Origin of the sequence: Roseibium sp. (genome assembly GCF_965232425.1) — a bacterium.
Lineage (GTDB): Bacteria > Pseudomonadota > Alphaproteobacteria > Rhizobiales > Stappiaceae > Roseibium.
The window spans coordinates 3280297-3293115 of sequence record NZ_OZ246971.1 but is presented as its reverse complement, the minus strand read 5'-3'; the positions used below and the strand labels follow the sequence as shown (position 1 = coordinate 3293115).

The 12819-nt window shown below is 60.1% G+C and carries 12 protein-coding genes; 1 reads left to right on the top strand and 11 read right to left on the bottom strand.

Annotated elements, in window-relative coordinates; all coding sequences use genetic code 11:
• Nucleotides 1-67: 67 nt before the first annotated feature.
• Nucleotides 68-1609, bottom strand: coding sequence for an alanine/glycine:cation symporter family protein (locus ACO08A_RS15185; RefSeq protein ID WP_422036851.1), 1542 nt, complete (start codon nucleotides 1607-1609; stop codon nucleotides 68-70).
• 20 nt (nucleotides 1610-1629) lie between these two features.
• Nucleotides 1630-2064 (bottom strand): universal stress protein, encoded by a 435-nt coding sequence (locus tag ACO08A_RS15180; protein WP_422036850.1) that lies wholly within the window; start codon nucleotides 2062-2064, stop codon nucleotides 1630-1632.
• A 141-nt stretch (nucleotides 2065-2205) separates the two neighbouring features.
• Here ACO08A_RS15180 and ACO08A_RS15175 point away from each other — a divergent pair, with 141 nt between their 5' ends.
• Nucleotides 2206-2697, top strand: a complete 492-nt coding sequence (locus ACO08A_RS15175) for an Lrp/AsnC family transcriptional regulator (protein WP_422036849.1) — start codon at nucleotides 2206-2208, stop codon at nucleotides 2695-2697.
• 7 nt (nucleotides 2698-2704) lie between these two features.
• Here the strand turns inward: ACO08A_RS15175 and ACO08A_RS15170 are convergent, their stop codons facing one another.
• The 9 genes from ACO08A_RS15170 to ACO08A_RS15130 all read right to left on the bottom strand — a co-directional run bounded on the left by ACO08A_RS15170 (nucleotide 2705) and on the right by ACO08A_RS15130 (nucleotide 12745).
• On the bottom strand, nucleotides 2705-3613 hold the full coding sequence (locus ACO08A_RS15170) for a sugar kinase (RefSeq protein ID WP_422036848.1): 909 nt from the start codon (nucleotides 3611-3613) through the stop codon (nucleotides 2705-2707).
• Between the two features lie 221 nt (nucleotides 3614-3834).
• On the bottom strand, nucleotides 3835-4656 hold the full coding sequence (locus ACO08A_RS15165; RefSeq protein ID WP_422036847.1) for a carbohydrate ABC transporter permease: 822 nt from the start codon (nucleotides 4654-4656) through the stop codon (nucleotides 3835-3837).
• A complete protein-coding gene (locus ACO08A_RS15160) occupies nucleotides 4653-5540 on the bottom strand; it encodes a carbohydrate ABC transporter permease (RefSeq protein WP_421979694.1) in 888 nt (295 codons plus the stop codon). The genes ACO08A_RS15165 and ACO08A_RS15160 overlap by 4 nt, the downstream gene beginning before the upstream one ends.
• Before the next feature lie 81 nt (nucleotides 5541-5621).
• A complete protein-coding gene (locus ACO08A_RS15155) occupies nucleotides 5622-6905 on the bottom strand; it encodes an ABC transporter substrate-binding protein (protein WP_422036846.1) in 1284 nt (427 codons plus the stop codon).
• 67 nt (nucleotides 6906-6972) lie between these two features.
• Entirely contained in the window at nucleotides 6973-8043 is a 1071-nt protein-coding gene (locus tag ACO08A_RS15150; RefSeq protein ID WP_422036845.1) for an ABC transporter ATP-binding protein, read from the bottom strand.
• On the bottom strand, nucleotides 8043-8828 hold the full coding sequence (locus ACO08A_RS15145; protein WP_422036844.1) for a DeoR/GlpR family DNA-binding transcription regulator: 786 nt from the start codon (nucleotides 8826-8828) through the stop codon (nucleotides 8043-8045). Before ACO08A_RS15145 ends, ACO08A_RS15150 begins: the two co-directional genes overlap by 1 nt.
• A gap of 402 nt (nucleotides 8829-9230) precedes the next feature.
• Nucleotides 9231-10322 carry an ABC transporter ATP-binding protein gene (locus ACO08A_RS15140; RefSeq protein ID WP_422036843.1) on the bottom strand — a complete coding sequence of 364 codons (1092 nt, stop codon included), beginning with the start codon at nucleotides 10320-10322 and terminating at the stop codon, nucleotides 9231-9233.
• Nucleotides 10323-10355: 33 nt separating this feature from the next.
• Entirely contained in the window at nucleotides 10356-11504 is a 1149-nt protein-coding gene (locus tag ACO08A_RS15135; protein ID WP_422036842.1) for a carbohydrate ABC transporter permease, read from the bottom strand.
• Nucleotides 11504-12745 carry a carbohydrate ABC transporter permease gene (locus ACO08A_RS15130; RefSeq protein WP_422036841.1) on the bottom strand — a complete coding sequence of 414 codons (1242 nt, stop codon included), beginning with the start codon at nucleotides 12743-12745 and terminating at the stop codon, nucleotides 11504-11506. The genes ACO08A_RS15135 and ACO08A_RS15130 overlap by 1 nt, the downstream gene beginning before the upstream one ends.
• Nucleotides 12746-12819: the final 74 nt, after the last annotated feature.

Below are 12819 nucleotides of genomic sequence, written 5' to 3'. Positions count from 1 at the left end.
AAACCGGACTGGTTCGTGTTAGAAGGCTTCGCGGACACGCACTCATGGCCGCGAAGCCGCGCAGAAATCAGGTGAACTTCTTGATTTCGTTGCTCTTCAGCCGCGTCAGGTAGCTGTCCAGTTCACGCTTGACGATCGGCATCAGCGCGTAGAGCGCCACGATGTTGACAACCGCCATGGCGAAGATCGCCGCGTCGGAGAAGTCGATGACCGGGCCGAGGCTGGCCGCTGCTCCGATTACCACGAAGATGCAGAAGATGACCTTGAAGACTAGTTCCTTGGTCTTGCCTTCGCCGAACAGGAAGGTCCAGGCCTTCAGGCCGTAATAGGACCAGCTGATCATGGTGGAGAAGGCAAACAGCACCACTGCGACGGCCAGCACGTACTGGAACCACCCGAACGCCGACGAGAAGGCGGCGGACGTCAGGGCGACACCCGAGTTTCCGTCCACGGTCTGGATCGCGGAGCCCGCTTCATTGAGCACGTAAAGACCGGTTTCCGGATCGGAGACCAGCTGCCCCGTGATGATGATGACCAGCGCGGTCATGGTGCAGATCACGACGGTGTCGATGAACGGCTCCAGAAGCGACACGAAGCCTTCCGTGATCGGCTCCTTGGTCCGCACGGCCGAGTGCGCGATTGCGGCGGAACCGACACCGGCCTCGTTGGAAAATGCCGCCCGCTTGAAGCCCTGAATCAGGGCGCCGACAAAGCCGCCGGCGACGCCGAGACCGGTAAACGCACCTTCAAAGATCTGACCGAAGGCCCAGCCGATCTTGTCCGCATGCATCAGCAGAATGACAAGTGCGGTCAGGACATAGAGAACGCCCATGAACGGAACGACCTTTTCCGTGACCGAAGCGATTGATTTCAGACCGCCGACGATCACCGCGAAGACGATGGCCGCGAAGATGAGACCGGTGATCCAGCCCGGGTAGTCGCCGACCACGTTGGCGATCTGCGCATGCGCCTGGTTGGCCTGGAACATGTTTCCGCCGCCGAACGCGCCAAGGATACAGAAGATCGCGAACATCACCGCGAGGATCTTGCCGGCAGGCAACCCGCGCTCCTCGAATCCCTTGGTCATGTAGTACATCGGTCCGCCCGAGACGGTGCCGTCCGGATATTCGTTCCGGTACTTCACGCCGAGGGTACACTCGGTGAACTTGGACGCCATGCCCATCAGCCCGGCAAGGATCATCCAGAAGGTCGCACCCGGACCGCCGATGCCCACGGCAACCGCGACACCGGCAATGTTGCCGAGACCGACGGTGCCAGAAAGGGCTGTCGCCAACGCCTGGAAATGGCTGACCTCACCGGCATCTTCCGGATCCGAATAGTCGCCGCGCACCAGCGCGATCGAATGCGGAAACGCTCGGAACTGGATGAAGCCGAAATAGATCGTGAAGACGGTTGCCGCGATCACCAGCCAGCCGACGATCCACGGAAACGACGTTCCGGGAAACGGGCTGAAGATGAAGCTGACGAACCAGCCTGTCGAATTTGCGAACAGCGTGTTGACCTGTTCGTCGATGGATTGAGCCATCGCCGGCATCGTGCAGGCAAGGACAATGGAGGCGGCAAGAGCCGCTGCGAAGGATTTTTTCATTTTCTGAGCCCCTGGAAATTTTATGGAACGATGGTCACCGGCACCGGTGCCGCCTGTGCAAGGCTGCCCGCGACGGATCCGAACACCCGGGTGGACAGCTGCGAGTGCCCCGTCCGGCCAATCACGATCTGCTCGACACCGTCCTCGTCGGCAATCTTGATCAGCGTTTCGGCAATGTGCCCGTACCGAAGTTCGGATGTCGCTTCCAGGCCGTCGCTCGAAAGCTTCTGCATCACGGGATCGAGCACGGCCTTGCGCGCACGCTCAAGCTCCTCGGTCCTGCGCGCGTGCCGCTCTTCAATTTCGTTTGGCGTCAGGAAGGTGTAAGGCGACCATTCAAGTACATGTGCAATCACAAGCCCCGCTTGACTGGCCTTTGCCAAGTTAACAGCGAAATCGACCGCGTTGTCCGATGCGCTGCTGCCGTCGTAGCCGACGACTATTTTCTTGTTCATTTAGGTTCCCCTTTTCAACGGCCCCATGCCGTAGAGGAAACGATATCCCACGTTGCAAAGGAAAGGTTCTCATTTTTCAATTGAATTCAGAAATTTTCTCAATAATTATCGAAAAATCACAAATTTTTCGGAATTATTACGATGGATCGGCTTGATCAGAAAATACTTTCGATTTTGCAGAAAAACAGCCGCATTTCGATGGCGCGGCTGTCGGAGCAGGTTGGACTGTCCCTGTCGGCATGCCACCGGCGGGTCAAACTTCTGGAATCGAGCGGGATTATCGAGGCCTACACGGTCCGGCTGGACCGGGCATCGCTGAACCTGGAAATGCAGGTTTTCATCGAGGTGAAACTGACCAGTCCGCGCAGGGAGGACGCACTCGCGTTCGAGGACGAGATAGCGCGCATGCCGGAGGTCCTGGAATGCCACCTGATTTCCGGCGAATTCGATTATCTGATACGGCTGATGACGAAGAACACGGCAGCTTACGAGAAGCTCTACAGGGGCAGGCTGTCACAGATCCCGTCGGTCGCGCAGATGAAGACGTTGCTGAGCCTCAGCACGGTCAAGGAATTCGAAGGCCTCAACCTGGACGAAACCACCGTCACCGCCACCGACAGCGCCGTCATCTGACCGTGGTTCAGGCAGGCTCGAAGCAGTCCACCAGCGCGCCGCGGTGCTGGATCACGGTTCCGGCGAGCCGGGCACCTGCATCGACACTGGCGGCAATGTTGCCGCTGACCAAGTACTCCGCCAGAAACGCCGCGTTGAAGCTGTCTCCGGCGGCGGTCGTGTCGACGATGTTGGAGACCGGCCTGGGCTGAAACGCCTGCCGGCTTTCGCTGGAGGCGCAGATGACCTCTTCCGGCCCGTTCTTGACCACGACCATGTCGGCCCCGGCCGACAGGTACCGGTCGGCGCTGACATCTGCCGCCCGATCCCCGAAATGGGCCAGCTCGTCCTCGAAGGACGGCATGACGAAGTCGCACAGCCCGGCAGCTTCGGTGACACAGGCGCGCATCGTGTCTTCCGTTTCCCAGAGACGCGGGCGCAAGTTCGGATCGAACGCCGTTTTGGCGCCGCGGGCACGGGCAGCTCTCAGCGCGTCGAAAAAGGTATCGCGATCCCGTTCCGGCAGGATCGCAAGGGTGATACCGCTGAAATAGATCAGCGCGGCATCGTCAACGGCTGCCTGCAGCTGACCGGCGTCAGCTGCGAGCTGACGCGCTGCGGCCTGGGACCGCCAGTAGGCAAAGCTGCGCTCCCCATTCTTGAGCTGGATCATGTAAAGTCCGACGGTCCTGTCGTCCAGCCGCCGGACCGGTCCGACGTCGATACCGGACTGCTGCAGAAACCCAACCATCTGGTCCGAGACCTGGTCGCGGCCGACCGCGGTGCAGTAGCCGACGGTCCAGTCTGACGGCAGGCACTTGCGCGCATACCAGGCCGTGTTCAGCGTGTCTCCGGCAAATCCCATGGCAAACGTGCCTTGACCGGTCGGAGCCATCTCGACCATGCATTCGCCGACGGCCAGAAAAGTTTTGGACACAGGTTTCCTCCCAGGAAATCACAGCGGACAGCGTTGTTCAAACTCGCTGATTTCTGCAATTTAAATCCATTTAAATTCGCCTTGAGTTAATAGCATGAATGCAGCGCGCGTCAATCATCCTAAAGATTGAATTCGGTGGCTGACCGGTCATGCCAACCTGTACCGAAACCCGCCACCGCGCGAAAATTTCCGAAGATTTGGCCGGTTGACGCCAGGAAATTCTATTTGATGCCGGCCCGCATAAAGCTCTGCACAAACTGCCGCTGGAACAGGAGAAACGCAATCAGCAGCGGCCCGGAGGTCATCAAAGTCGCCGCGTTGATCACGGACCATTCGATACCGCTGTCGATGGCCGAGAAGATGCTCAGGCCGACCGTGACGGGACGCGTCTCGACGGAATTTGTCACGATCAGCGGCCACAGGAAGTTGTTCCAGTGATGGCTCACCGACACCAGGCCATAGGCGAGATAAGTCGGCTTTGCGAGCGGGATATAGACCTTCCAGAGCACCCCGAGAACCGACGCCCCTTCGATGCGGGCCGCCTCGTCCAGCTCCTTCGGAATGGTCATGAAGGTCTGCCGCAGCAGGAAGATGCCGAAGCCGGACGCGATATAGGGCAAGGCAATGGCCGGGATGGTATCGACGAGATCGAGGAGCCGCATGGTCTTGTAGTTCTCGACCATCAGGATGTCCGGCATGACCAGAAGCTGCAGCAGCACCAGCGCAAACAGGATGTTGCGCCCCGGGAACTCGAACCGGGCGAAGGCAAATGCCGCGAGCGTACACAGGAAAAACTGGCCCGCCAGGATCATCGTCACCAGGATGAAGGTGTTCAGGAAGTAGCGGGCGAACGGTGCCGCATCCCAGGCCTTTGAAAAATTCTCCAGCGTCAGGGGCGCAAACAGTTCAAACCGCGCCTCGTAGGCAGCCGGGTGAAACGCGGTCCAGACCGCATAGGCCAGCGGCAGAACCCAGAGCAGCGCAAGAGCCCAGGCGGCAATGGTGTTGAGCGCGCGGTCGAAGACATCGGAAGAGCCGGTCATTTGTAATGCACCTTCCGGTCGAAAAAGAAGAACTGCCCGATCGCCAGCAGCGACAACAGCGCGAGAAGCGCAACCGTCAGCGTCGCGCCATAGGCCGTTTCCCAGAAACGGAACGCGACTTCATAGATGTAGAAGAGCAGGAGTGCGGAGGCATTGTCCGGGCCGCCGTCCGTCAGGATGAAGATATGGTCCACCAGGCGGAAGGAATTGATCACCGCATTGACGCAGACAAAAAGCGTCGTCGGCATCAGTAGCGGGAAGGTGATCCGCCAGAAGATCGTCCAGCGCCCTGCCCCCTCGATTTGCGCCGCCTCCTTCAGCGAAACCGGGATCGCCTGCAGCGCGGCAAGGTAGAAGATCATGAAGAAGCCGGCTTCCTTCCAGACGGTCACCACGATGATCGCGTTGAGCGCGGTGTCGGGGTTGCCGAGGTAGTTGCTCGCAGGCCACCCGAAAAGGAACCCTGTGATCTGGTCGAACAGGCCGAAGCCGGGCGTATAGAAGAACAGCCAGATATTGGCGACGGCGATCAGCGGTAGGACGGTGGGGGTGAAATAGGCCATGCGCACGAAACTGCGCCCCGCCAGCTTGTCGTTGACCCACAGGGCCATGACGATCGCCAGCGCAACGGAAGCCGGGATCGTGCCCAGCGCAAACCACAGATTGTTCCACAGCACTTTCCAGAACACCGGGTCGTTGATCATGCGGTCATAGTTGTCGAGACCGATGAATTTCGCCGACCGGCGGCCGCGCGGCGTCGAGAAGAAACTGTTGATCAGGGTCGTGACCGCCGGAATGTGCGTGAAGGCAAACAGGAACACCAGCGCCGGCAGCAGCAGCAGCCATCCGTGGATCCAGTCCCGTTTCAGTTTCAGTTCCCGCATCGTCGTCCCAGTCAGACCGTTGAATTCAGTTGAATGAATGCGGAGCGCCTCAGTGGGGTGGCGCTCCGCTTCGACAGGACCTTAGCGATACTCTGCCAGGATCTTGTCAGCCTGTTCCTGCGCTTCCTTCAGCGCCGTGGCGGGGTCTTTCTGTCCCGTGATCGCGGACGCCAGGGCGTCGTTGAAGAGGCCGGTAACGCGCTGGTTCTGGAAGGTGGAAAGCTCCGCCTTGGCAAACTCCAGCTGGTCGCGGGCAACAAGGGCCGGAGCGAAGTCGGCCGTGTAGGCTTTCATCGTTTCCGTGTCCCAGGTTTCTGCACGCGGCGCCACATAACCGGTTGCGATGGTCCACTTCGCGGCCTGTTCCGGAGCGGTGATCCACTTCACGAACTCGACCGCGGCCTTGGACTGCTCGTCGGATGCTCCCTTGAACAGATAGAAGTTGCCGCCGCCCGTCGGCGCACCGCGGGTTTCCTTGGCCGGCAGCATGGCAACACCGAAATCGAACGGCGCGTTGTTGCGCACGTTGGTCAGGTTGCCGGTGGACGTCCACATCATCGCCGTCTGCCCCTCGAAGAACGCTTTCGGTGTCGCACCCCATTCGATGATGCCAGGCGCCATGACCGCGTCCTTGGTGCTCAGATCGACCAGGTACTGAAGCGCTTCGACAACTTTCGGATCGTCGAAATTGGTCTTGTTGCCGTCGGCATTGGCCAGGATCGCGCCATTCTGGATGGCCAGGCCCTGGAACAGCCAGTAGGGGAAACCGGACGAGGGAATGCGCACGCCCCACTGGGTGACCTTGCCGCTGGCGTCCTTCTTGGTCAGCTTCTTGCCGAACTCGACCATTTCATCCCAGGTTTCAGGCGCGACATCCGGGTCGAGACCGGCTTCCTTGAAAGCTTCCTTGTTCCAGTAGAGCACCGGCGTCGAGCGCTGGAACGGAATACCGTAGGTCTTGCCGCCGGTCTGGCTGTTTTCCATGAATGCCGGGTAAAACCCCTCGATCCATGTCTTGTCTTCGTCGCCGGAGAGATAGTCGTCGAACGGCACGATCAGGTCTTCGTCGATCAGCGTGAACATGTCGACGGACAGGATCACGGACAGTTGGGGCGGATTACCGCCACGCGACGCGGTGATCGCCTTGGCAACCGTGTCCTGGTAGGAACCGGCGTAGACAGCATCGATGTTCACATCCGGGTTCTGGGCGACATATTCATTCGTCAGCTCCTGGATGGTTTCAGCGGCCGTACCGCCAACGGCGACCGGGAAATAAAACTGCAGGTCAACGGCCTGAGCGGACGCCCAGGTGCTGAACGTAAGAGCCGTTGCCGCAACGGCTTTCAGGAAAGTGGACTTCAACATCTCAATACTTCCTAAGGTTTGAACATCCGCATCATTGCGGCTGATCTACGCAGGCGCGCGCAGTCGGTCAGGAACGCAACAGCGTTCCGAATTCGGTCACGAGGTCGTCCCGCCGCCGGCCTGTATCGGCGTCGAAAACGTGAAGGGCGTCGGGTTCGAATCCCAGTTGGATCGATTGCCCCGGCGCCACGGATCGGTTGGTCGGCAACCGCACCTGGAAGGAGGTATCGGCAACGACGCAATCGGCCAGTATGTCTGCGCCCAGATATTCAACGGCCCTGATGTCGGCCGTCATGGGCCCGTCGTCGGCAAGGTGCATCGCCTCCGGACGGATGCCGAGCTGGAAATCCGGCGCGGTGGACAGTTTCTTGAAGGCGTTCGCCGGAAAAAGATTCATGGGCGGCGTCCCGATGAATTTCGCTGCAAAGGGGCTGGCCGGTTTCTCGTAGAGCTCACGCGGTTCTGCCGCCTGTTCCAGCTGACCCTCGTTCAGGAGCACGACCTGGTCGGCCATGGTGATCGCCTCCACCTGGTCGTGCGTCACATACACCATCGTGAAACCGAGCTGCTGTTGCAGCGACCGGATCTCCAGGCGCATTTCGTGCCGGAGCTTGGCGTCGAGATTGGACAGCGGTTCATCCATCAGGCAGATGGGTTTCTCGCCGATGATCGCGCGGCCGAGCGCCACACGCTGCTGCTGTCCGCCCGAGAGCTGGCCCGGCTTGCGCTCCAGCAGAAGCGACAGGCCCAGGAGGTCGGCAACACGCTTCAGGCGCGCATCGCGCTCGCTCCGGTTCACCCGGCGCACCTTCAGCCCGAAGATGATATTCTCGGCGACGCTCAGATGCGGAAACAGGGCATAGGATTGAAACACCATCGACAGATCGCGCTTGGAGGACGGCTTCCCGGTCACATCGTCGCCACCGATCAGGATCCGTCCCGCGCTGACGCTTTCGAGCCCTGCGATCATGCGCAAGGTGGTGGACTTGCCGCAGCCCGAAGGACCGAGCAATGCCGTGAAGGAACCGGCAGCCACCTCGATCGACAGGTCGTCGACGGCCACCGTTTCTCCCCAGGACCGCGAAACGTGTTCAAGCGTGATCGGCTTGCCGGATATCTCAAGGGCAGTTTCCGCCATCAGGCTGCTCCCTCCTGATCCGCAATGAAGACGTCCGTCTTGGAACCCTTGAGGCTTTCAAGAAAGACCGCGGGAACCGGGCGGTCGCAGAATACGGCGTCGACATCCGTGAGATGACCGCCGCGCACATGCGCGCTGCGTCCGAACTTGCTGTGATCCAGAACCAGGCAGGACGTGCGGCAATTCTTCAAGATGGACTGGCGCGCGGCAACTTCGTCTTCGTGAAAATCGAGCAGGGTGCCGTCTTCATCGACACCGGCAACGCCGAAAACGCCGACATCGACCTTGTAGTTCGAAAAGAAGTCCTGCGCTGCCGACCCCAGGATGTCGCGGTCCCCGTGCCGGAGGCGTCCACCGGCGATCGTCACCTGAAACGAAGGGTTGCTGGACGCGGTGAAGGCGACATTCAGATTGTTCGTGAAGATCGCCAGCTGCTCGTGGCCTGCCAGCGCCTGCATCACGATCTCCGGTGTCGTGCCGATGGAAAATGCCAGCGACTGATGGTTCTTTATCCGCTCCGCCACGAGTCTCGCGATCTGTTGCTTCTGCCGCAGATTGAGGATCTGCCGGGTCGAATAGTGAATGTTCGAGGCAGGGGCAGGCGGTTCGACACCGCCATGGGTCCGGCGAAGCATGCCGAGTTCGCACAGGCCGTTGACGTCCCGGCGGATGGTCTGCGTCGTTACATCAAAACGCTCGGCGAGGTCTTCGACGGACGCAAAACCGGTCTTCTGAACGAGATCGGTGATCTCGGCCTGGCGTTTGGAAATTTCTATCTGGCCCAAGGTGCGCATCTATGTCTGTGCCCGTTGCCCAAACCGGCCGGAACCGGCCTGGTTTCATTAGACGTCACTTGAACGGCCGCGAGGGGAACCGTTCCTGAAACATCATACACCATTTTCATATGAACATAATTCGACGTTCATATGAAAATCATATGACAAGAACGAACAGACGTGAAAACAACGGGATGCCGGCAGAAATTCGCGCCGGCGGAGGTCGGGCACGGCGCGAACAGGCTGCAAAACAAGCGCGTGGCCGCCTGCGCGGGCAGGCTGCGTCGACCGGCGGGCACGCCGGAAACTCAGGTAAACGGGCTGTCGTCTCCAGGCTGCGTCTTTCGGCGAACCCGGGTGGTCAAATGCCCTGCAGACGGAAAATCGGTCCGTCTGGCCAGGGTCCGCACCCTAACGGTACAGGAACGATTTGCCGTCGCTGTCGAACAGATGCAGCTTTTCCGGAACCGCCGTCAGACGGATGGTCGTACCCTTGTCGATCTTGTGAATACCGGGAAGCTTGGCGATGAGCGCATCTTCTCCGTTCCGCGACTTGAAATAGAGCACCGTCGTCTCGCCCAGCGCCTCGACAATCTCGACTTCCGCGGACACGAGATAGTCGTTGCTTTCGGTAACCGTGAGATCTTCGGGACGCACGCCGAGCTTGACGGCATTTGCAATGTCGCCGTCGCGCGATTGAATGGGAACATCCGCGTGACCGCCGTCGGACATCTTGACCGACGTCACGTGGCCGGTTGCCGTCACTTCGGCCGTGATCAGGTTCATGGCCGGCGACCCGATGAACTGCGCCACGAACGTGTTTGCGGGACGCTCGTAAAGGTCCAGCGGTGCGCCGAACTGTTCGACATTGCCACCGTGCAGCACGACAATCCGGCTGGCCAGCGTCATCGCTTCCACCTGGTCGTGGGTGACGTAGATCATCGTGCTTTCCGGCATGCTCTCCTTGAGCTGCGCAATCTCGATCCTCGTGGCCACCCTGAGCGCCGCGTCCAGGTTGGACAGCGGTTCGTCGAACAGGAACACCTTCGGATCGCGCACGATCGAGCGGCCGATGGCGACCCTCTGGCGCTGCCCGCCCGACAGCGCTTTCGGCAGCCGGTCGAGATACTGCGTGAGCTGCAGCGTTTCGGCCGCGCTCTTGACGGCCTTGTCGATCTCTTCCTTCGACTTGTGCGCCAGCCGCAGGGCGAAGGCCATGTTGTCATAGACCGTCATGTGCGGATAAAGCGCGTAGGACTGGAACACCATCGCGATACCGCGCTGGGCCGGAGGCACGTCATTGACGACCACATCATCGATCTCAAGCGTGCCACCCGTGATCTTCTCCAGACCGGCAATCATGCGGAGCAAGGTGGACTTTCCGCATCCCGACGGCCCGACGAATACGATCAGCTCGCCCTGCTCGATCTCAAGGTTGATGTTCCGCAGAACTTCGATTTCACCATAGGACTTGCTGACATCTTTCAAGGACAAGGAGGTCATGCCGGCTGCTCCCCAATGTGTTTCTTGTTCATGTTACTTGACCGATCCTGCTAGGAGACCACGAACCAGGTACCGCTGCATCGCGAAGAAGACGGCCAGCGGAACGGCAATCGAGACGAAGGCCGCTGTCGCCAGGATTTCCCAGTTGCCGCCGCGTGTGCCGAGCAGTTCGACGATCTGGTTGGTCATGACCGTCGTCGAGCCCGTCGCGTCGATCAGGAACACCTTTGCGACCAGCAGATCGTTCCACGTCCACAGGAACTGGAAGATGGCGAACGACGCGAGGGCGGGAAAACTGAGCGGAAGGATGATCCGGGTGAAGATCTGGAAATCGGTGGCGCCGTCGACCTTGGCGTTCTCGATGATATCCCGGGGAAGCCCGACCATGTAGTTTCGAAGCAGATAGACGGCCAGCGGCATGCCGAAGGCCGTGTGCGCAAGCCAGACCCCGAGATATCCCTTGCCGATCCCGATGCCGAGATGCAGCCGCAACAGCGGTATGAGCGCCAGCTGCAATGGCACGACAAGCAGCCCCACGACCGCCGCGATCAGCAGCGCACGGCCGGGAAATTCCATCCAGGCGAGCGCATAGGCGGCAAAGGCCGCGACCACGATCGGTATGATCGTTGCGGGGATCGTGACCGTCAGCGTATTGAAGAAGGCCTTCGCCATGTTGTCCTGGCCCGAGCCGGAAAACAGGATCGTGCGGTAATTGTCGATCGTGAACTCGGGCGGAACCGTCGCGGTAATGAAGATACGCTGCCCGCGCCCCGACAACTGCTTGTCGTTGCCGCGCCAGACATAATTGCCGTCGGCGTCGAGCGTGACGCTTTCGCCGTCCTTCATCTCCGCGGTTTCACCGGGCTGAAACGCGGAGACGTCCCTGGACGAGATGCCCCAGGCCCGGATCTGGCGGGGATCACCCTCGAAGATGTTTCCGCTCACCACGAACATGTCGCCGTCGGCAACCCGGTTGTCGTCCGGATCGGCGGCCCGGTAGACCTCGTTCTGTTCGGACTCGAACAGCGCCGCCCACCAGCCGGAACTCGAGATCTGGTCGGCGGTCCGAAACGACGACACGAACAGGCCGATCGTCGGAAACAGCCACAGGAGAACAAGGAAAACGACGGAGATATGGACTGCCCAAACCAGTCCGGATTTCTTGCCGGCGATCGTGGCCATTATCTCATCTCCTTGCGCGCGTTGTAGACGTTCCAGACGAGGATCGGCGTCACCAGCAGCATGATGACGATCGCGCTCGCGGAGCCGACTCCCCAGTCATTGGCGCGGAACAGCTTGTCGTACATGTAGTTCGCCAGGACCTGCGTCTCCCACTGACCATTGGTCATCGCGAAGACGATATCGAAGACCTTCAGAACGGTGAGCGTGATTGTCGTCCAGACAACCACGATCGTACCCATGATCTGCGGCACCTTGATCTTGAAGAAAATCTGGAAGGGGTTGGCCCCGTCGATGATGGCTGCCTCGACTGTTTCTTCCGGAATGCCGCGCAGGGCCGCACTCAGGATCACCATCGCGAAGCCGGTCTGGATCCAGATCAGCACGACCATCAGGAAGAAGTTGTTCCACAGCGGAATGGTCAGCCAGGTCTGCGCTTCACCATAAGGGAGTTCACCGATCCAGAGCCCGAGCAGGGAACTGACGGAGACCCAGATCAGCCACAGGGCACCGCCCGCGACGAGCAGCCGGAGCGGCAGCAACCAGACGGATTTGTCTTCGCCCTTGGCGATGATGCCGCGTGCGAATGACCAGGCGACGGAGGCGACGATGACGATGAACCCGATGAGCAGCATCGAGGGCAGCACCTGCAGCATCAGCACCGATCCGATGCCACCGTCGAATTTCAGCCAGACGGCGTTCAGGATACCGATCTGGTTCTGATCCTCCGGCCGGGTGTCATAGATCAGCTTGAAGATGACCGACGCGCCGACGAAGGAAATCGCCATCGGCATGAAGATGAGGGACTTGGCAAGGTTGCCCCATCTGATCCGGTCCGTCAGCTGTGCGACGAGAAGACCGAAAGCGGTGGAGATGGCCGGCACCACGATCAGCCAGAGCATGTTGTTGCGCACGGCCTCCCAGAACTTGGGTTCCGCCATCATCTGCTGGTAATTGGCAAGTCCGACGAACGCGCCGCCCTGGTCCCGGTCCGTCAGCGAAAGACGTAGCGTTTCGAAGACCGGATAGGCAAGATAAAGCAGCAGCGCGAACAGGGCCGGGAACAGAAACAGCCAGGGCCGCACCATGTTCGCCCGGTTGATGTTCCGGCCCGCATTCGGTCCGGAAGCCGGAAAGATGACCTTGTCCAGAACTACGTTCGACAAGAAGAAGTAACCAAGGCAGGCACCGACGCCGATAACGATGGTCGCCAACCCGAGGAGTGCCGGGTTATCCGCAAACATGGCCGTTCCATCCCATATGTTATTATGGAGGTTTTCCGGTCGAGCCGGACAACACTTGCGTGCTCAGGCTGATG